This window comes from Pseudomonas capsici, assembly GCF_017165765.1.
In the GTDB taxonomy this organism is placed as follows: domain Bacteria; phylum Pseudomonadota; class Gammaproteobacteria; order Pseudomonadales; family Pseudomonadaceae; genus Aquipseudomonas; species Aquipseudomonas capsici.
On sequence record NZ_JAFGZD010000004.1, the window covers coordinates 263,281 to 282,606 of the forward strand.

The following is a 19,326-nucleotide window of genomic DNA, read 5'->3' on the forward strand; positions in this document are numbered from 1 at the left end:
CGTATAATTCTGCCAGACATCGGAGCCCGGATACGCATGTTCGACACTAAACCTCATTTACCCGACGCGCTGTACAGTGCCGATCAGGTCCGGGATCTGGATTCCCGACTGATCGCAGCAGGTACGCCGGGTCTGGAATTGATGCAGCGCGCAGCCCATGCGACCTGGCGAGCGGTGCGTCGGCAGTGGCCGCAGGCGGGTGAGCTGACGGTGCTGGCCGGGCGCGGCAACAACGCCGGTGACGGGTATCTGGTGGCGTCACTGGCTCACAAGGCCGGGTGGCGGGTGAGGGTGCTGGCAGTGGGAGATTCTGCCGCACTGGCGGGGGATGCGGCCACGGCCCATGGCGAGGCCGTTGCCGCGGGAGTGGATATTCAGCCCTGGTCTGCCCAGGCGTTATCCGGCGTGGTGCTGGACGCCTTGCTGGGTACGGGACTGAGCGGCGAAGTGCGCGAGCCCTGTCTGTCTGCGATCAAGGCAATCAACGCCAGTGGCTTGCCGGTCGCTGCGGTGGATATTCCGTCAGGTCTGAGTGCCGATACCGGGCGAATCCTCGGGGTTGCCGTGCGTGCCGAACTGACCGTGACTTTTATCGGACTGAAGCTGGGGCTGTTTACCGGTGATGCAGTGGATCTGGTCGGTGAGCTGGTCTTTGATGATTTGCAGGCGGATTCGAGTCTGGTCGCGCAGACGCCGGTCAGTGCGAAACGCCTCGATACATTTAATCTGCCAGCGCTGGCGCCACGTCCCAGGGCCGCTCACAAGGGGCTGTACGGGCGTGTTCTGGTGATTGGCGGCGAGCATGGTTTGGGTGGCGCGGCCCTGTTGAGTGCCGAAAGCGCATTGCGCAGCGGCGCGGGCATGGTCACTCTGGCGACCCGGAGCGAGCATGTGCCTGCGGCGCTGGTGAGAGTGCCGGAAATCATGAGTGCGGCGATTCATTCGGCCAATCAGTTGCTGGCCCTGATCGAGCCGGCTGCCGTGCTGGTGGTCGGTCCGGGGCTGGGGCAGGCGAGCTGGGGGCGCAGTCTGTTGTCGGCAGCGGCGGTTGCCCGGCGACCTCAGGTCTGGGATGCCGATGCCTTGAATCAACTGGCCGGCGGCTTTGTCAGCCTGCCGCCAGACAGCGTCATCACGCCGCATCCCGGTGAGGCTGCGCGGCTGTTGGGCATCGGCACTGGTGAAGTCCAGGCAGATCGCCCGGCGGCGGTTCGTGCGCTGGCCCGTAAATTCAATACCGTCTGTGTGCTCAAGGGCAGCGGCAGCCTGATTGCCGATCCCGATGGGCGTCTTGCCTTGTGTGATCGCGGTCATCCGGCCATGGCCACGGCCGGTCTGGGCGATGTGCTGGCCGGGCTGATCGGTGCGCTGCTGGCGCAACATATGACGCCATTCGATGCGGCCTGTCTTGGTGTCTGGTTGCATGCCCGCGCCGGGGAGCAGGCGGGAGCTTCAGGTCGCGGGCTGGCGGCCAGCGATACAATTCCAGCCATTCGTCAGTTATTGGAGGAGCTACAACCGTGTCTGAGTTAACGCTGCATTTGACTGGCGAAGAGGCCATGATGGGCTTCGGCTCGCGTCTGGGCCAGGTCACCCAGGGTGTAGGCGTCATTTTTCTCGAAGGTGACCTTGGCGCGGGCAAGACCACGCTTTCCCGTGGCCTGATCCGTGGGCTAGGGCATGCCGGCGCGGTCAAGAGTCCGACATTCACCCTGGTCGAACCCTATGAAATCGGCTCGATACGCGCCTTTCACTTCGATCTGTATCGTCTGGTGGATCCGGAAGAACTGGAGTTCATGGGCGTGCGGGATTACTTCGATGGGGATGTGCTCTGCCTGATCGAATGGCCCCAGCGTGGCACAGGCTTTTTGCCAAAGCCCGACCTGACCATTACCATTAGGCCGCATGAGCAGGGGCGGTCTGTAACATTGAGCCCTCAAGGCTCGCGTGGCGAAACCTGGTGTGCCGCTTTGGCTTTGGAATTCAAATAGATATGGGGTTAGGTATGCGCATGCGCGCGCTGGTTACTGTAGTGGGCCTGCTGGTGATGGCCATGGCCGTCGAAGCGCTGGCCGCTACCCAAGTACGAAGTGTCCGCTTATGGCGTGCACCGGATAACACCCGGCTGGTTTTCGATCTGTCCGGGCCTGTCCAGCACAGTGTTTTCACGCTTACATCGCCTGATCGCCTGGTCATCGATATCAATGGCGCGACCCTCGCCGGGCCCCTGAACGTGGCAACGGCCAATACGCCGATCACCAGCATGCGTTCGGCCCAGCGTACTCCAACGGACCTGCGGGTGGTCATCGACCTGAAGAAGGTGGTCACGCCCAAGAGCTTCACCCTGGCGCCCAACCAGCAGTACGGCAACCGTCTGGTGGTGGACCTGTTCGACAATCCCGCCGACGCCAATCCGGCCCCGACCATCCCGGACAACGTGGCCAATACGGCCCCCGCCGTTCCTGTGAGCCCGGCCAAGCCCGAAATCAAGCTGACCCCCGTCCCCAATGGCAAGCGCGATATCGTGGTCGTGATCGATGCCGGTCATGGCGGCGAAGACCCCGGTGCTTCCGGCGGCAGAGGGCAGCAGGAGAAACATGTGGTGCTGTCCATCGCCAAGGAGCTGCAGCGTCAGATCAATGGTGAAAAGGGCTATCGTGCCGAGCTGACGCGCACCGGCGACTATTTCATTCCGCTGCGCAAGCGTACGGAAATCGCTCGTGCCAAGGGCGCAGACCTCTTCGTTTCGATTCACGCCGACGCCGCACCTTCAAAGGCAGCCTTTGGTGCCTCGGTGTTTGCCTTGTCCGACAAGGGCGCCACTTCCGAAACCGCACGCTGGCTGGCGGACAGTGAAAACCGTTCCGACCTGATCGGTGGTGCCGGTGCGGTCAGCCTGGATGACAAGGACCGGATGCTGGCGGGTGTGCTGCTGGACCTGTCCATGACGGCTTCGCTGTCGTCGAGCCTGAACGTCGGGCAGAAGGTCTTGAGCAATATCGGGCGGGTGACGTCCCTGCACAAGTCCCGTGTCGAGCAGGCCGGGTTCATGGTGTTGAAGTCTCCAGACATCCCGTCGATCCTGGTGGAAACCGGCTTCATTTCCAACGCCAACGAAGCCAACAAGCTCACCACGGCCGCTCACCAGCAGGCGCTGGCGCGCTCGATCAACTCGGGCGTCAAACAGTTCTTCCAGCAGAACCCGCCTCAAGGTACTTACATCGCCTGGCTGAGGGATAACGGCAAGCTGGCGCAGGGGCCGCGTACCCATGTGGTGCGCTCCGGGGAAACCCTGGCGATGGTGGCTGCCCGTTATGACATGAGCGTGGCGACCTTGCGCAATGCCAACAACCTGAAGACCGATGCCTTGCGCATCGGCCAGGACCTGAACATCCCGAGCACGGAGGTCGCAGCGCAATAATGAGTGACCTTCTTCTCGACGGCGAGCAGGCCGATACCGCGAACGGGGCCTTGAATGCGGCCCGGATCGAGCTGCTCAGCCCGCGACTGGCCAACCAGATCGCTGCAGGCGAAGTGGTCGAGCGCCCGGCTTCGGTCATCAAGGAACTGCTGGAAAACAGCCTGGATTCCGGTGCCCGGCGCATTGATGTCGATGTCGAGCAGGCCGGTATCAAACTGTTGAAAGTCCGTGATGATGGCAGTGGCATTTCTGCCGATGACCTGCCTCTTGCACTGGCGCGACATGCCACCAGCAAGATTCGCGAGCTGGAAGACCTCGAGCGGGTCATGAGCCTGGGGTTCCGGGGAGAGGCACTGGCGTCGATCAGTTCCGTGGCGCGCCTGACCCTGACTTCCCGCACCCGCGATGCCGACAAGGCCTGGCAGGTCGAAACCGAAGGCCGCGACATGGCGCCGCGTGTGCAGCCTGCTGCGCATCCGGTCGGTACTTCGGTCGAAGTGCGGGATCTGTTTTTCAATACGCCGGCGCGTCGCAAGTTCCTCAAGGCCGAAAAGACCGAATTCGATCACTTGCAGGAAGTCATCAAGCGCATGGCGCTGGCGCGTTTCGATGTCGCTTTCCACCTTCGCCACAATGGCAAGACGGTGCTCAGCCTGCACGAAGCCCATGACGATACTGCGCGAGCGCGTCGTGTCGGGGCGGTCTGCGGGTCGGGCTTCCTGGAGCAGGCGCTGCCGATAGAAATCGAGCGCAATGGCCTGCATCTGTGGGGTTGGGTCGGCTTGCCGACGTTCTCGCGCAGCCAGGCGGATCTTCAGTATTTCTTCGTCAATGGCCGTGCAGTGCGCGACAAGCTGGTGGCCCACGCGGTCCGTCAGGCGTATCGCGACGTGCTGTTCAATGGCCGGCACCCGACGTTCGTGCTGTTTTTCGAGCTGGATCCGGCTGCCGTGGACGTCAACGTTCACCCGACCAAGCATGAAGTGCGCTTCCGTGACGGGCGCATGGTGCATGATTTCCTGTACGGCACCCTGCATCGTGCTCTGGGGGATGTGCGCCCCGACGATCAGTTGACCAGCGCGCCGATACCCGTGGTCGAGCGTCCCAGCGGTCCGCAGGCCGGAGAGTTCGGGCCGCAGGGCGAAATGCGTCTGGCGAACAATGTGCTGGAGCAGCCTCAGGGCGAGCCTTATGCACGACCTGCGTCCGGTGGTTCGGGTGGTTCGGGCAGTGGCTATCAGTATCAGTACACGCCACGTCCGGCTTCCGCACTGCCCGTGGCCGAAGCGCAAAGTGCCTATCGCGAGTTTTTTGCGCCGTTGCCCGAAGCTGCACCGGCTTCGCTGCCCGAGTCCCGGAGCGACATTCCGCCATTGGGTTACGCGCTGGCGCAGCTCAAGGGTATTTATATCCTGTCCGAAAACGCCCACGGGCTGGTGCTGGTGGATATGCATGCCGCTCACGAGCGCATCATGTATGAGCGCCTGAAAATCGCCATGGCCAGTGAAGGTCTGAGCGGGCAGCCGTTGCTGGTGCCCGAGTCGCTGGCGGTGAGTCAGCGCGAGGCCGATTGTGCCGAAGAGCATGTCGCGACCTTCCAGCGACTGGGCTTCGAGTTGCAACGCCTTGGCCCGGAAACCCTGGCCATCCGGCAGATTCCGGCCCTGCTCAAGCAGGCCGAGGCGAACCGTCTGGTCAGCGATGTGCTGGCCGATCTGATGGAATATGGCACCAGCGACCGGGTACAGGCGCATATCAACGAACTGCTGGGCACCATGGCGTGTCATGGCGCGGTTCGGGCCAATCGCCGTCTGGCCATCCCGGAAATGAATGCCTTGCTGCGCGATATGGAAAACACCGAGCGCAGCGGCCAATGCAACCATGGTCGACCCACCTGGACCCAGATGGGGCTGGACGACCTGGACAAATTATTCCTGCGCGGTCGTTGAATGAATGCTTTGCCTCCGGCCATCTTTCTCATGGGGCCAACTGCCGCCGGCAAGACCGATCTTGCCATCGAGCTGACCAAAGTCCTGCCCTGCGAGCTGATCAGCGTCGATTCGGCGCTGGTCTATCGCGGCATGGATATCGGTACGGCCAAGCCTTCCCGGGAGCAACTGGCCGAATTTCCCCACCGTCTGATCGATATTCTCGATCCGTCCGAAAGCTACAGTGCCTCCGATTTTCGCACTGACGCACTGGCCGCCATGGCCGAAATTACCGCGCGGGGAAATATTCCTTTGCTGGTGGGCGGCACTATGTTGTATTTCAAGGCTCTATTGGACGGGCTTGCCGATATGCCTGCCGCCGATGCCCGGGTTCGAGCCGAGCTTGAAGCCCAGGCAAAGGCCCATGGCTGGCAGGCGCTGCATGATCAGTTGGCCGCCGTGGACCCGGTGTCTGCGGCACGTATCCACCCCAACGATCCGCAGCGTCTGATCAGGGCTCTGGAGGTATATCGGGTCAGCGGGATGAGCATGACGGCGCATCGCGAGCAACAATCTGAGCAAACTGCTCAAGCCACAGCGTCCGGGCGTCAGCAATTGCCCTATACTGTTGCCAGTCTCGCGATAGCTCCGGCTGATCGCAAGGTGTTACATGACCGCATCGCGCTACGCTTTTTGCAAATGCTGGATCAGGGGTTTCTGGACGAAGTACTGGCTTTGCGCTCAAGAGGAGACCTGCATTCAGGGTTGCCATCGATAAGAGCTGTCGGTTATCGCCAGGTCTGGGATCACCTGGATGGGAAGCTGACACGGGAAGAAATGCAGGAACGGGGCATCATTGCCACGCGCCAGCTGGCTAAAAGGCAGTTCACCTGGTTACGCAGTTGGGAGAATTTGCACTGGTTGGACAGCCTGGCACGCGACAATCTGCCACGCACCTTGAAATACCTGGGATCGGCCTCCATATTGGGCTGAGTCCTTGCAATTGCCGTCTATCCTTGGGGGGTGGTCGGTCAAGCCAATTGAATTCGTTTTATTATTATTGATCCTTAAAGGAGTGCGGCACATGTCAAAAGGGCATTCGCTACAAGACCCTTACCTGAATACCTTACGTAAAGAGAAGGTCGGGGTTTCGATCTATCTGGTTAACGGCATCAAGCTGCAAGGCACCATCGAGTCTTTTGACCAGTTCGTCATCCTGCTGAAAAACACTGTCAGCCAGATGGTCTACAAGCACGCAATCTCCACAGTTGTTCCTGTCCGTCCGATTCGCCTGCCTAGCGCTACCGATTCCGATTCTGGTGACGCTGAGCCAGGTAACGCCTGATAGGAGTCTGCCTTGTTCTTTGAGCGCCACAGTGGTGGTGAGCGGGCAATTCTCGTTCACCTGGATGGTCAGGACCCTGAGGCGCGCGAAGATCCGCAGGAGTTTCAGGAGCTGGCCGTATCGGCTGGTGCCGATACCGTCGCGTTTATCAACGTGCCGCGTCATCGGCCATCGGCCAAATACCTGATCGGTACAGGCAAGGTCGAAGAGCTTCGCGACCAGGTCAAGGCCGAGCAGGTCGATCTGGTCATTTTCAATCACACCCTTTCGCCCAGCCAGGAACGTAACCTCGAGCGTGCATTCGAGTGTCGCGTGCTGGACCGCACCGGTCTGATTCTGGACATCTTCGCGCAACGTGCGCGCACTCACGAAGGCAAGCTGCAGGTCGAACTGGCCCAGCTTGAGCATATGAGTACCCGTCTTGTTCGTGGCTGGACTCACCTTGAGCGTCAGAAAGGTGGTATCGGTCTGCGTGGGCCGGGTGAAACCCAGCTGGAAACGGACCGTCGCCTGCTTCGGGTTCGCCTGCGGCAGATCAAGGCGCGCTTGGAAAAGGTACGCAGTCAGCGCGATCAGGCCCGCAGAGGGCGCAAGCGTGCCGACATCCCTTCGGTTTCACTGGTGGGTTATACCAACGCCGGCAAATCGACGCTGTTCAATGCGGTAACGGATTCCGAAGTGTTCGCGGCCGACCAGTTGTTCGCGACCCTCGATCCGACCCTGCGTCGTCTGGAACTCGACGACCTCGGGCCGATCGTTCTGGCCGATACCGTGGGTTTCATCCGTCACCTGCCGCACAAGCTGGTCGAGGCTTTCCGGGCGACGCTCGAAGAGTCGAGCAACTCGGACCTGCTGCTGCATGTCATCGATTCCCATGAGCCTGACCGCATGTCGCAGATCGAACAGGTCATGGCGGTGCTGGGAGAGATCGGCGCCGAGGGCTTGCCGATACTTGAGGTGTATAACAAACTCGATTTGCTGGAAGGCGTGGACCCTCAGATACAGCGCGATGCCGATGGCAAGCCGCAGCGTGTCTGGTTGTCTGCGCGTGACGGTCGAGGGTTGGATCTGCTCAAGCAGGCTGTGGCCGAGTTGCTGGGTGACGATTTGTTTGTCGGCACCTTGCGTTTGCCTCAGCGTTTTGCTCGACTGCGCGCACAGTTTTTTGAGTTGGGCGCGGTGCAGAGCGAAAACCATGACGAAGAAGGTGCCAGCCTGTTGGCAGTTCGTCTGCCGCGAGTCGAATTCAATCGCCTGGTGAGTCGCGAAGGACTGCAGCCACTGGAGTTCATTGAGCAACACACTTTGCAATAAAAGCGCGGTAAAGCCATTGTACGGCTTTAACGGGCATTCTGTAGCATTGGTTGGCGCGCCGTGGGCGCGTCTTTGCTTTATCAGATGGAGAGCGCTATGGCTTGGAATGAGCCGGGTGGCAACTCGAATAATCAAGATCCCTGGGGTGGAAAACGCCGTGGCGGCGACCGCAAGGGACCACCTGATCTCGACGAGGCCTTCCGTAAGCTGCAGGAAAGCCTGAATGGGTTGTTCGGCGGCGGTAAGAAACGCAGCGGTGACGGTAATGGCAGTGGTTCGGGTGGCGGCGGTGGCTTCGGCCTGCTGGGCATCGGCCTTGTCGTGCTTTTCGCTTTCTGGCTTTACAACGCCGTCTACGTCGTTGATGAGCAGGAGCAGGCTGTCGTTCTGCGTTTCGGCCAATACTACGAAACCGTAGGTTCGGGTCTGAATATCTATTTCCCGCCGTTCGATCGCAAGTACATGGAAAACGTGACTCGCGAACGTGCCTACAGCAAGCAGGGTCAGATGCTGACCGAAGACGAAAACATCGTCGAAGTGCCGCTGACCGTGCAGTACAAGATCAGCAACCTGCAGGATTTCGTGCTGAACGTCGATCAGCCTGAAATCAGCCTGCAGCACGCGACCGAAAGTGCGCTGCGCCATGTCGTGGGTTCCACGGCGATGGATCAGGTGCTGACCGAAGGTCGTGAGTTGATGGCCAGCGAAATCAAGGAGCGTCTGCAACGCTTCCTCGATACCTATCGCACCGGTATCACCATTACTCAGGTGAACGTACAGAGCGCTGCTGCGCCGCGTGAAGTGCAGGAAGCCTTCGATGACGTGATCCGTGCCCGTGAAGACGAGCAGCGTGCCCGCAACCAGGCCGAGAGTTACGCCAATGGTGTGATTCCGGAAGCCCGTGGTCAGGCCCAGCGCATCATCGAAGACGCCAACGGCTATCGCGATGAAGTGGTTTCCCGCGCCAAGGGTGAGGCTGATCGCTTTACCAAACTGGTGGCCGAATACCGCAAGGCTCCTGAAGTTACCCGCCAGCGTCTGTATCTGGACACCATGCAGGAAGTCTTCAGCAACACCAGCAAGGTTCTCGTGACCGGCGACAAGGGTCAGAACAATCTGCTTTACCTGCCGCTCGACAAGATGATCGAAAGCAGTCGTGGCGGCAGCACCGGAAATACTTCGGGTTCCGGTAGTCCATCCGCGACTGGAACGGATGTCGGCACGCGAGCGCCCGATACCCCGCAGCGCGATGTACGTACCAGGGAGAGTCGCTGATGAGCAATAAATCGCTGATCACCCTTATTGTTGGCGTGGTGCTGGCAATCGTTGCCTGGAACAGCCTCTATATCGTGTCCCAGACCGAACGTGCGGTTCTGCTGCAATTCGGTCGTGTGGTGAAGGCCGATGTGCCGCCGGGTCTTCATGTGAAGGTTCCCTACATGAACCAGGTGCGCAAGTTCGATGGCCGTCTGCTGACGCTCGATGCGCCTACCCAGCGTTTCCTGACGCTGGAAAAGAAAGCGGTCATGGTCGATGCCTACGCCAAGTGGCGCGTGAAGGATGCGGAGCGTTTCTATACCGCGACTTCCGGCCTCAAGCAGATTGCCGACGAGCGCCTGTCGCGTCGTCTGGAGTCCGGCCTGCGCGACCAGTTCGGCAAGCGCACCCTGCACGAAGTCGTGTCGGGTGAGCGTGACGCACTGATGGCTGACATCACCGGCTCCCTGAACCGCATGGCCGAGAAAGAGCTGGGTATCGAAGTGATCGATGTCCGGGTCAAGGCCATCGACCTGCCCAAGGAAGTCAACCGCAGCGTCTTCGAGCGCATGAGCACCGAGCGTGAGCGTGAAGCGCGTGAGCATCGTGCCAAGGGTAACGAACTGGCTGAAGGTATTCGTGCCGACGCCGATCGTCAGCGCCGTGTGCTGCTGGCTGAAGCCTATCGCGAGTCGGAAGAGACACGCGGTGACGGCGATGCCCAGGCTGCTGCGATCTACTCCAAGGCTTATGGTCAGGACCAGGAGTTCTACGCGTTCTATCGTAGCCTGCGTGCCTACCGCGAAAGCTTCACGAACAAGAGTGACGTGATGGTGCTTGATCCGGGCAGCGAGTTCTTCCGCTTCCTGGAAAAAGCCAAGCCGTAATTCATCAACCCGCCGGGCGGCAAAACCGCCCGGTGGGGTGATCGTACGGTAAAACGTGTGTATGATGCGGCAGCCGGGAAATTCCCGGCTTTTTTGCGTCTGCACGATTGATTGGCCGCAGCCAACCCGGCGGGCGGCAAGATTTTTCGAGGAGAGTGGTCTGCAAGGCCTGTCTCGGGCGTTTGTCGTGCCCGTAATACGGGGTGATCACTCTCTGCTTCACTCAAGGCTTGCCTTATGGCTGGCCACCCGGATCATAGGGGAATGGCGTAATGGCAACGGTTGACCGCTGGCTGCTACCAGATGGCATCGAAGAAGTACTGCCACCAGAAGCGGCGCGTATCGAAGTAGCGCGTCGTCAGGTGTTGGATCTGTTCCAGAGCTGGGGCTATGAGTTCGTCGTCACCCCGCATATCGAATATCTGGAGTCCCTGCTCACCGGAGCCGGCTCCGATCTGGATCTGCGCACCTTCAAGGTGATCGATCCGCAGTCGGGACGGCAGATGGGCTTTCGGGCCGATATCACGCCACAGGTGGCGCGTATCGATGCGCATACCCTCAAGCGTGAAGGGCCAAGCCGTCTTTGCTATGCGGGCAGTGTCCTGCATGCCCAGCCCCGTGCCTTGTCATCCTCGCGCAGCCCGATTCAACTGGGCGCCGAGTTGTATGGCGACGCAAGCCCGAGCAGCGATGTCGAAGTCATCAGTCTGATGCTGGCGATGCTGCAGCTGGCCGATGTGCCCGATGTTCACATGGACCTGGGGCATGTCGGGATCTACCGTGGTCTGGCACGTGCTGCCGGTCTGTCGGGCGAGGTCGAGCAGCAACTGTTCGATGCCCTGCAGCGCAAGGCTATCGATGAAGTGATTGCCCTGACGGCCGATCTGCCGCAAGAGCTGGCCGCGATGCTGCGCGCTCTGGTCGATCTGTGTGGCGGTCGTGAGGTTCTGGCTGCTGCGCGCGAGCGTCTGGCGAATGCGCCTGCGCCCGTGCTGGCTGCGCTGGACGATCTGCTGAGCATCGCCGATCGTCTGTCTGCACGCTTCCCGCAGTTGCCTCTGTATTTCGATCTCGGTGAACTACGCGGTTACCACTACCATACGGGTGTGGTCTTTGCGGTGTTCGTACCGGGCGTAGGTCAATCGATTGCCCAGGGCGGTCGTTATGATGATATCGGTGCCGACTTCGGTCGCGCCCGTCCGGCAACCGGTTTCTCCACGGACCTGAAAACCCTGGTGACACTGGGTCGTGCGGAAATCGAACTGCCATCGGGTGGTATATGGATGCCGGACAGTACGGATGCAGCGCTCTGGCAGCAGGTTTGCCAGTTGCGTAGCGAAGGGCAGCGTGTGGTTCAGGCTTTGCCTGGGCAGCAGGTGAGTGCAGCGCGTGAAGCCGATTGCGATCGGCAATTGATTCAGCATGGCGAGCGTTGGCAGGTAATGCCGCTGGCTTCTTGAGTATTCCTGCCGGCCGCCGCCGGCACCAAGTTTGCGTGAATGAGGACAAGTGTTATGGGTAAGAATGTCGTAGTCCTGGGCACCCAATGGGGTGATGAGGGCAAAGGCAAGATCGTTGATCTGCTGACCGAACATGCGACCGCTGTGGTTCGCTATCAGGGTGGCCACAACGCAGGTCACACACTGGTGATCGATGGCGAGAAGACCGTCCTGCACCTGATTCCGTCCGGTGTGCTGCGCGAAGGCGTGCAGTGCCTGATCGGTAACGGTGTAGTGGTTGCACCCGACGCGCTGCTGCGCGAAATCGTCAAGCTTGAAGAGAAAGGCATTCCAGTGCGCGAGCGTCTGCGCATCAGCCCTTCCTGCCCGCTGATCCTGTCGTATCACGTAGCCCTGGATCAGGCTCGTGAAAAGGCTCGTGGCGAACTGAAGATCGGTACTACCGGTCGCGGTATCGGCCCGGCCTACGAAGACAAGGTTGCACGTCGCGGCCTGCGCATTGGCGACCTGTTCCATCGTGAGCGTTTCGCGGCCAAGCTGGGCGAGCTGCTGGACTACCACAACTTCGTGCTGGTCAATTACTACAAAGAGCCTGCCATCGACTTCCAGAAGACGCTCGACGAGTGCATGGAATACGCTGACCTGCTCAAGCCGATGATGCTCGACGTCACCGCTGCGCTGCATGAAATGCGTCGCGATGGCAAAGACATCATGTTCGAAGGCGCTCAAGGCTCGCTGCTGGATATCGACCACGGTACCTATCCGTACGTCACCAGCTCCAACACCACCGCTGGCGGCATTGCCACCGGTTCGGGTTTCGGTCCGATGTACCTGGATTACATCCTGGGCATCACCAAGGCCTACACCACTCGTGTAGGTTCGGGTCCTTTCCCTACCGAACTGTTCGATGACGTGGGCGCTTTCCTGGCCAAGCGTGGTCACGAGTTCGGCGCTACCACCGGTCGTGCCCGTCGTTGCGGCTGGTTCGATGCGGTCATCCTGCGTCGCGCTATCGAGATCAACAGCATCTCGGGCCTGTGCCTGACCAAGCTGGACGTTCTCGATGGTCTGGAAACCATCAACATCTGTGTCGGCTACGAGAACGAAGACGGTGCAGTCATCGAAGCGCCTACCGATGCCGACAGCTACAACGGTCTGCGTCCGGTCTACGAGCAGATGCCAGGCTGGAGTGAATCCACTCTGGGCGCCAAAACTCTGGCAGAGCTGCCTGAGAATGCTCGTGCCTACATCAAGCGTGTTGAAGAATTGGTAGGCGCGCCTATCGATATCATCTCCACCGGCCCTGACCGCAACGAAACCATCGTTCTGCGTCATCCATTTGCCTGATCGGGCTCGTTGAGCTGTTTGAAAAGGGCCGCATCTTGCGGCCCTTTTTTGTTTCTGGCTGTTTGGTATCCGGGCACTGGATTGTGCTTGCCGAACGGCACGGCGCTTGCTACATAGAAGCGTCAGAAAAGGTGCCATTGTTTTAATGTCACCCATGGTGGAGGGATTCTCCCGTGTCAGCAGTGCTCTCTCTTTTGCGCAGCCGCTTGCTGCGTCCGGTTTTCATCGCGCTTGGCATTGCCATTCTGGTGCAGGTGCTTGTTGCAGTCGCTCTTACCCGGAGCACCGTCACGGCGCTGGAGGCGGATCTTGCGGCCCGGTTGGGGGTAGATTCGCAACATCTGTCGTCTGAGCTTGAGCGGGCGAGTAGCGAGGTGACATCGAGTCTCGATGCGCTCTCGGCCAGTACCCGGCAGCGCTTGAGTGCCGGCTTGTCTACCCGCCTCAAGGACGAGCAGGCGCAATTGCGCGCGACACTGGAGAAGAGTCTCAAGGACTCGGCTACCGATATGGCCGAGTTGCTGGCAGCGGTCGCCCCGCGAGCCATGTGGGATAACGACACGCCGACATTGTCCGAATTCGCCCGTCGTGCGCAGCGCAATCCCAATGTGCTGTTTGTCGTCTATGACGATGCTACCGGCGAGCACCTGACCCGCTATCTGAATCGCGACAACCCCTTGATCAAGTCGTTGCTGGCCAAGGGGGAGGGCGAGCGGGCCATGGACAAGGTCCTGAATGCCGCGAAAAGCGATCCATCGGTTTACTACATCGAAGCCCCCATCAGTCCTAATGGGGTGGATATCGGCAAGGTGCGCATGGGGGTTTCCACGGCGACGGTCGAGGAAAACCTGGTGGCCCTGGACAAGCGCTTTGCGTCCCTGATCACCAATGGCGAGCAACTGGTTTCGGAAAGTCTGGTGAGCGCATCGAAAGACAGCTCGGCTGCGCTGCGTACCCGGCTGCAATCTGCCCAGAGTGCTGCGACGGCGATGACCAGCAATACCAGTCTTGCCGTTCAGGGTGCGGCTGAAGACCTGCGCTGGAGGATCGGTCTCGGTCTGGCGCTGGTCGGGCTGGGCGTTTTGCTGTTGCTGGCTGTGGTGCTGGGGCGTCGAGTGGTCAGCAAACTGCATCTGCTGATTGCGGCCCTCAATGATCTGGCGGCAGGCGAGGGTGATCTGACCAAGCGTGTCAGGCTCGACAGCAATGACGAAATTGGCGATATGTCGGCGGCAGTCAACCGCTTCATCGACAAGCTGCAGCCGATCGTGCGCGAGGCGGGCGAAGTGGCTCAGCGTACCGGTGTTGAAATCGGTGTGATGAGCCAGCGTAACGCAGGCGCGGATGCGGCGGCCGAGCGGCAGCGTGACGAAGTGGCGGCCAGCCTCAAGGCGCTTGAGCAGATGGCCGATGAGGCGCAGTCGGAAAGCAATGCCATGCAGGCTGCCTTGCAGCAGGTGGTTGGCATCAAGCAGGCGACCGACGAGAACACTCGCACCTCGAATCAGGTGGGGGAGTTGATCGAGGCGCTGGCCGGGCAGGTGGAGACCGGGTCGAAAGTCATCGAGCGTCTGGCGCAGCAGAGCGAGCAGATCGAAGTCGTGCTCGAAGTGATTCATGGCATAGCTGAGCAAACCAACCTGCTGGCCCTGAACGCGGCTATCGAAGCGGCTCGCGCCGGCGAGACCGGGCGTGGGTTTGCGGTGGTTGCCGATGAGGTTCGTGCGCTGGCCAGCAAGACCCAGAGCTCCACCGGGGATATCCAGGAGCATATCGGTGCCTTGCAGCGCGGAGCCAAGGAAGCGGTGGCTGCCATCGGTCTTGCCGGGCGGCAGGCCAAGGAAGGGCTGGCGGTTCTGCGTGACAGCGCGAAGCTGCAGCAGACAGTCCAGGAGTCGGTCGAACAGGTGCATGCGGCAATCGGTCTGGCTACCAGGGCGGCAGAGCATCAGGCAGAAGGTGCCCAGGCGGTACGTGGCCGGGTCGAAGTGATTCACGCTCAGGCCGAGCAGGCTGCGAAGGCGGTCGTTGAGACTACGGCCAGCGGCAAGGTGCTCAATGGTCTGGCTGCACAGTTGAAGGCGAGTCTGGGGCAGTTCAGGGCGTAAGTGTGGGGGGATTCATTCGCGAGGCTGTTTTCGCGAATGAATTCGCTCCTTCGGGTTTTCAAACCCCGAAAAGCACAAAACCGAGCACAAGGCTCGGTTTTGTTTGAATTGGTGCCCAGAAGAAGACTCGAACTTCCACGGCCTTGCGGCCACCAGCACCTGAAGCTGGCGTGTCTACCAATTTCACCATCTGGGCAGTATCTTCAGCGCTGTACGCCGTTGATGGGGCGCACTATACGGAGAGCGTTTCGATCTGTAAACCCCTGTTTTGGTTTTAATAATCAAAACCCTGAAATGCAAAAACCCGCTTTCGCGGGTTTTTGTGGGAGCCTGTAGATTAAGTTAATCTGCAGCTCTGAATTGGTGCCCAGAAGAAGACTCGAACTTCCACGGCCTTGCGGCCACCAGCACCTGAAGCTGGCGTGTCTACCAATTTCACCATCTGGGCAGTATCAACAAGTGTTTGCCTGTCGATGGCGCGCACTATACGGAGCGCCTTTTGAGCTGTAAACCCCTGTTGTGAAAAATAATTGGAAAATTTCGCAGGTGGCGGTCGGAATGGTTTTTTGCACCCTCCGGACGGCTTTTTAGAGGGGCAGGTGAGTCTGAAATTTCCCGTTTCAATAGGTGTATGCCAAACTAACCCACATATAGACAAGGTGAAAACTCTCTAATGGCCGATTGGCAGTCCCTCGATCCCGAGGCCGCTCGTGAAGCGGAAAAATACGAAAACCCTATTCCCAGCCGTGAGCTGATTCTGCAGCACCTTGCCGAGCGCGGTTCGCCGGCAAGTCGCGAGCAACTGGTCGAAGAGTTCGGCCTGTCCACCGAGGATCAATTCGAAGCCTTGCGTCGTCGTCTGCGGGCGATGGAGCGCGATGCTCAGTTGATCTACACCCGCCGCGGAACCTACGCGCCGGTGGACAAGCTGGACCTGATCCTGGGCCGCATTACCGGTCACCGTGACGGTTTCGGCTTCCTGGTTCCCGACGACGGCTCCGACGACCTGTTCATGAGTCCGGCGCAGATGCGTCTGGTGTTCGATGGCGACCGTGCCCTGGCACGTGTTTCGGGTCTTGACCGCCGTGGTCGCCGTGAAGGCGTCATTGTCGAAGTCATCTCCCGTGCCCATGAAACCATTGTCGGTCGCTATTTCGAAGAAAGCGGCATCGGTTTCGTTATCCCGGACAACCCGAAGATCCAGCAGGAAGTGCTGGTGACACCCGGACGCAACAGCAACGCGAAGATCGGTCAGTTCGTCGAGGTGAAAATCACCCACTGGCCGACGCCGCGCTTCCAGCCGCAAGGCGATGTGGTCGAAGTGGTGGGCAATTACATGGCGCCCGGCATGGAGATCGATGTCGCGTTGCGCACTTATGACATTCCCCATGTCTGGCCCGAGGCCGTACTCAAGGAAGCGGCGAAGCTCAAGCCGGAAGTCGAAGAGAAGGACAAGGAAAACCGCGTCGATCTGCGCCACTTGCCTTTCGTGACCATCGACGGTGAAGACGCCCGCGACTTCGACGATGCGGTCTACTGTGAAGCCAGGCCCGGCAAGCTGCGCCTGTTCTCCGGTGGCTGGACGCTCTACGTGGCGATTGCCGACGTATCGAGCTACGTGAAGATCGGCTCGGCGCTGGATGCAGAATCCCAGGTGCGCGGCAACTCGGTGTATTTCCCCGAGCGTGTGGTGCCGATGCTGCCGGAGCAGCTTTCCAACGGCCTGTGCTCGTTGAACCCGCTTGTCGACCGTCTGGCCATGGTTTGCGAGATGACCATCTCCAAGACCGGCGAGATGACCGATTACGTATTCTACGAAGCCGTCATTCACTCCCATGCGCGCCTGACCTACAACAAGGTCAGCACGATTCTGGAGCAGCCGAAGACTTCCGAAGCCAAGGCGCTGCGTGGCGAATATGCCGAAGTGGTTCCGCACCTCAAGCAGCTGTATGCGATGTACAAGGTGCTGCTGGGCGCGCGTCATGTGCGTGGAGCCATCGATTTCGAGACTCAGGAAACCCGGATCGTTTTCGGATCCGAGCGCAAGATTGCCGAAATCCGCCCGACGACCCGCAACGATGCTCACAAGCTGATCGAGGAGTGCATGCTGGCTGCGAACGTGGCCACTGCCGAGTTCCTGAAAAAGCACGAAATCCCTGCGCTCTATCGTGTTCACGATGGTCCGCCGCCCGAGCGTCTGGAAAAGCTGCGTGCTTTCCTGGGTGAGCTGGGGCTGTCGTTGCACAAGGGCAAGGAGGGGCCTACGCCGAAGGATTATCAGGCGTTGCTGGAAACCGTGCGCGATCGCCCGGATTACCATCTGATCCAGACCGTGATGCTGCGCTCGTTGAGTCAGGCGGTCTACAGCTCGGACAACAACGGTCACTTCGGTCTGAATTACGAGGCGTACACGCACTTCACTTCGCCGATCCGTCGCTATCCCGATCTGCTCACGCATCGTGCCATCCGCAGCGTGATCCGTTCGAAGCAGGATACGCCGCATGTCCGTCGTGCCGGTGCCGCCACGATTCCGAAGGCGCGTATCTACCCTTACGACGAAGCCACGCTGGAGCAGTTGGGCGAGCAGTGCTCCATGAGCGAGCGCCGTGCCGACGAAGCCACGCGCGATGTGGTCAACTGGCTCAAATGCGAGTTCATGAAAGACCGCGTAGGCGAGTCGTTCCCGGGCGTGATCACGGCTGTGACCGGCTTCGGTCTGTTCGTCGAGCTGACCGACATCTATGTCGAAGGTCTGGTGCACGTAACCGCCTTGCCGGATGACTACTACCACTTCGATCCTGTGCATCACCGTCTTGCGGGTGAGCGCAGCGGTCGCAGCTTCCGCCTGGGCGATACGGTCGAGGTGCGGGTCATGCGCGTCGATCTGGATGAGCGCAAGATCGACTTCGAAATGTCCGAAAAAACCGCCAGTGCGCCGGTCGGCCGCAAGCGTCGCAGCCAGGAAACTGCGCCTGCACCTGTTGCCGAGAAGAGCAAGGCTGCCGGGCGTCGCGGTTCTTCGACCAAGGAAGCCGTATCCGAAGCTTATCGTCCCAGTGATGCTGCGGCGAAAAATGCCGAAGTGCGCAAAAGCCGGGAAATGAAAAAGGCTCTTCTGGAGCAGGCAAAAACCAGTGGCAAGGCTTCGTCGGGGAAATCCGACAAGTCCGGTTCCACTGCGTCGAAACCCAGTAAACATCGTAAGGGTCCGTCCAAGTCGGGCTCTGCTCCAGCCAAAAGTGGCGGAGCGCGTAAACCCAAGGCCAAGTCATGAGTCAGTTGGAAAAAATCTACGGCGTGCATGCTGTAGAAGCGTTGCTGCGTCACCATCCAAAGCGGGTCAAGCACATCTGGCTGGCTGAAGGCCGGAACGACCCTCGTGTGCAGGTGCTCGTCGAGCTGGCTGGCCAGAACCGCGTCACCATCGGTCAGGCCGAGCGTCGCGAAATGGACGCCTGGGTCGAGGGCGTGCATCAGGGCGTGGTTGCCGATGTCAGTCCGAGCCAGGTCTGGGGCGAAGCGATGCTCGATGAGCTGCTGGACCGGACCGAGGGTGCGCCGCTGATTCTGGTGCTCGATGGCGTTACCGATCCGCATAACCTCGGCGCATGCCTGCGTACCGCCGATGCGGCCGGTGCGCTGGCCGTGATCGTGCCCAAGGACAAGTCGGCGACCCTGACGCCGGCGGTACGTAAAGTGGCGTGCGGTGCGGCGGAAGTCATTCCGCTGGTGGCCGTGACCAACCTGGCCCGCAGTCTGGAAAAGCTCCAGCAGCGCGGTCTGTGGGTTGTCGGTACGGCTGGCGAGGCCGAGCAGGAGCTGTATCAGCAGGACCTCACCGGTCCGACCATCCTGATCATGGGTGCCGAAGGCAAAGGCATGCGCCGCCTGACCCGTGAACACTGCGACTACCTGGTACGTCTGCCGATGGCTGGCAGCGTCAGCAGCCTGAACGTCTCGGTCGCAACCGGCGTCTGCCTGTTCGAGGCGATGCGTCAGCGTAGCGTCAAGGCTGCTGCGGCCAAGAAGTAGGCGTAGGGGTCAAGCGCAAGCTGCAAGTGGTTGGAGTGCGGCTTGCAGCTTATGGCTTGCCGCTTGAAGCTTCCTCTTTCCCTTGCAGCTTCCCTTCCCCTTCTCTACAATTGCGCCCCTTGCTGTCACGGCAGGCGCTCTTGTGTCTGTCCCTGAGCAAGACTAACAGTGTCATTCACTCCTTGTCTGACCGCTTTGGCGGCAGGCTACAACCCGTAAGGAGCATT

Annotated in this window: 14 protein-coding genes and 2 tRNA genes; 14 read left to right on the plus strand and 2 right to left on the minus strand. The window is 60.2% G+C overall.

Annotation, left to right across the window (positions count from 1 at the left end; all coding sequences use genetic code 11):
* Positions 1–36 precede the first annotated feature (36 nt).
* The 12 genes from JSY17_RS07615 (at position 37) to JSY17_RS07670 (ending at position 15,067) form a co-directional block, all read left to right on the plus strand.
* Positions 37–1,533, plus strand: coding sequence for an NAD(P)H-hydrate dehydratase (locus JSY17_RS07615; RefSeq protein WP_206401514.1), 1,497 nt, complete (start codon positions 37–39; stop codon positions 1,531–1,533).
* The gene (tsaE, locus tag JSY17_RS07620) at positions 1,521–1,991 is read left to right on the plus strand and encodes a tRNA (adenosine(37)-N6)-threonylcarbamoyltransferase complex ATPase subunit type 1 TsaE (RefSeq protein ID WP_162880573.1); all 471 of its coding nucleotides are present in this window, start codon (positions 1,521–1,523) and stop codon (positions 1,989–1,991) included. The genes JSY17_RS07615 and tsaE overlap by 13 nt, the downstream gene beginning before the upstream one ends.
* Positions 1,992–2,005: 14 nt before the next feature.
* The gene (locus tag JSY17_RS07625) at positions 2,006–3,421 is read left to right on the plus strand and encodes an N-acetylmuramoyl-L-alanine amidase (protein ID WP_117181619.1); all 1,416 of its coding nucleotides are present in this window, start codon (positions 2,006–2,008) and stop codon (positions 3,419–3,421) included.
* Positions 3,421–5,370, plus strand: a complete 1,950-nt coding sequence (mutL, locus tag JSY17_RS07630; RefSeq protein WP_232849328.1) for a DNA mismatch repair endonuclease MutL — start codon at positions 3,421–3,423, stop codon at positions 5,368–5,370. Before JSY17_RS07625 ends, mutL begins: the two co-directional genes overlap by 1 nt.
* Positions 5,371–6,342 (plus strand): tRNA (adenosine(37)-N6)-dimethylallyltransferase MiaA, encoded by a 972-nt coding sequence (gene miaA / locus JSY17_RS07635; RefSeq protein WP_117167316.1) that lies wholly within the window; start codon positions 5,371–5,373, stop codon positions 6,340–6,342.
* A gap of 91 nt (positions 6,343–6,433) precedes the next feature.
* Positions 6,434–6,694: an RNA chaperone Hfq gene (gene hfq, locus JSY17_RS07640; protein ID WP_025258296.1), complete on the plus strand. Its 261-nt coding sequence runs from the start codon at positions 6,434–6,436 to the stop codon at positions 6,692–6,694.
* Between the two features lie 12 nt (positions 6,695–6,706).
* Positions 6,707–8,008, plus strand: coding sequence for a ribosome rescue GTPase HflX (hflX, locus tag JSY17_RS07645; protein ID WP_117167317.1), 1,302 nt, complete (start codon positions 6,707–6,709; stop codon positions 8,006–8,008).
* A 96-nt stretch (positions 8,009–8,104) separates the two neighbouring features.
* The gene (gene hflK / locus JSY17_RS07650) at positions 8,105–9,283 is read left to right on the plus strand and encodes an FtsH protease activity modulator HflK (protein ID WP_117167318.1); all 1,179 of its coding nucleotides are present in this window, start codon (positions 8,105–8,107) and stop codon (positions 9,281–9,283) included.
* Positions 9,283–10,152: a protease modulator HflC gene (gene hflC, locus JSY17_RS07655; RefSeq protein ID WP_117186669.1), complete on the plus strand. Its 870-nt coding sequence runs from the start codon at positions 9,283–9,285 to the stop codon at positions 10,150–10,152. Before hflK ends, hflC begins: the two co-directional genes overlap by 1 nt.
* A gap of 272 nt (positions 10,153–10,424) precedes the next feature.
* Positions 10,425–11,612, plus strand: coding sequence for an ATP phosphoribosyltransferase regulatory subunit (locus JSY17_RS07660; protein ID WP_117167320.1), 1,188 nt, complete (start codon positions 10,425–10,427; stop codon positions 11,610–11,612).
* A 54-nt stretch (positions 11,613–11,666) separates the two neighbouring features.
* On the plus strand, positions 11,667–12,959 hold the full coding sequence (locus tag JSY17_RS07665; protein ID WP_117167321.1) for an adenylosuccinate synthase: 1,293 nt from the start codon (positions 11,667–11,669) through the stop codon (positions 12,957–12,959).
* 173 nt (positions 12,960–13,132) lie between these two features.
* Positions 13,133–15,067, plus strand: a complete 1,935-nt coding sequence (locus JSY17_RS07670; protein WP_206401513.1) for a methyl-accepting chemotaxis protein — start codon at positions 13,133–13,135, stop codon at positions 15,065–15,067.
* Between the two features lie 109 nt (positions 15,068–15,176).
* On the opposite strand, the gene JSY17_RS07675 is transcribed toward JSY17_RS07670, so the two are convergent.
* Both JSY17_RS07675 and JSY17_RS07680 read right to left on the minus strand, forming a co-directional pair.
* Positions 15,177–15,263: transfer RNA gene (locus tag JSY17_RS07675), tRNA-Leu, on the minus strand.
* 165 nt (positions 15,264–15,428) lie between these two features.
* Positions 15,429–15,515, minus strand: a tRNA-Leu gene (locus JSY17_RS07680).
* Between the two features lie 225 nt (positions 15,516–15,740).
* On the opposite strand from JSY17_RS07680, the gene rnr reads away from it, so the two are divergent.
* Positions 15,741–18,341: a ribonuclease R gene (rnr, locus tag JSY17_RS07685; protein ID WP_117186667.1), complete on the plus strand. Its 2,601-nt coding sequence runs from the start codon at positions 15,741–15,743 to the stop codon at positions 18,339–18,341.
* Entirely contained in the window at positions 18,338–19,099 is a 762-nt protein-coding gene (gene rlmB / locus JSY17_RS07690; RefSeq protein ID WP_117166822.1) for a 23S rRNA (guanosine(2251)-2'-O)-methyltransferase RlmB, read from the plus strand. The genes rnr and rlmB overlap by 4 nt, the downstream gene beginning before the upstream one ends.
* Positions 19,100–19,326: the final 227 nt, after the last annotated feature.

Excerpts from the sequence above, each read along its gene's own strand:
- JSY17_RS07615 (WP_206401514.1), top strand. The coding sequence starts at position 37 with ATGTTCGACACTAAACCTCATTTACCCGACGCGCTGTACAGTGCCGAT.
- JSY17_RS07625 (WP_117181619.1), top strand. The coding sequence starts at position 2,006 with ATGCGCATGCGCGCGCTGGTTACTGTAGTGGGCCTGCTGGTGATGGCC.
- mutL (WP_232849328.1), top strand. The coding sequence starts at position 3,421 with ATGAGTGACCTTCTTCTCGACGGCGAGCAGGCCGATACCGCGAACGGG.
- miaA (WP_117167316.1), top strand. The coding sequence starts at position 5,371 with ATGAATGCTTTGCCTCCGGCCATCTTTCTCATGGGGCCAACTGCCGCC.
- hfq (WP_025258296.1), top strand. The coding sequence starts at position 6,434 with ATGTCAAAAGGGCATTCGCTACAAGACCCTTACCTGAATACCTTACGT.
- hflK (WP_117167318.1), top strand. The coding sequence starts at position 8,105 with ATGGCTTGGAATGAGCCGGGTGGCAACTCGAATAATCAAGATCCCTGG.
- hflC (WP_117186669.1), top strand. The coding sequence starts at position 9,283 with ATGAGCAATAAATCGCTGATCACCCTTATTGTTGGCGTGGTGCTGGCA.
- JSY17_RS07660 (WP_117167320.1), top strand. The coding sequence starts at position 10,425 with ATGGCAACGGTTGACCGCTGGCTGCTACCAGATGGCATCGAAGAAGTA.
- JSY17_RS07665 (WP_117167321.1), top strand. The coding sequence starts at position 11,667 with ATGGGTAAGAATGTCGTAGTCCTGGGCACCCAATGGGGTGATGAGGGC.
- rnr (WP_117186667.1), top strand. The coding sequence starts at position 15,741 with ATGGCCGATTGGCAGTCCCTCGATCCCGAGGCCGCTCGTGAAGCGGAA.
- rlmB (WP_117166822.1), top strand. The coding sequence starts at position 18,338 with ATGAGTCAGTTGGAAAAAATCTACGGCGTGCATGCTGTAGAAGCGTTG.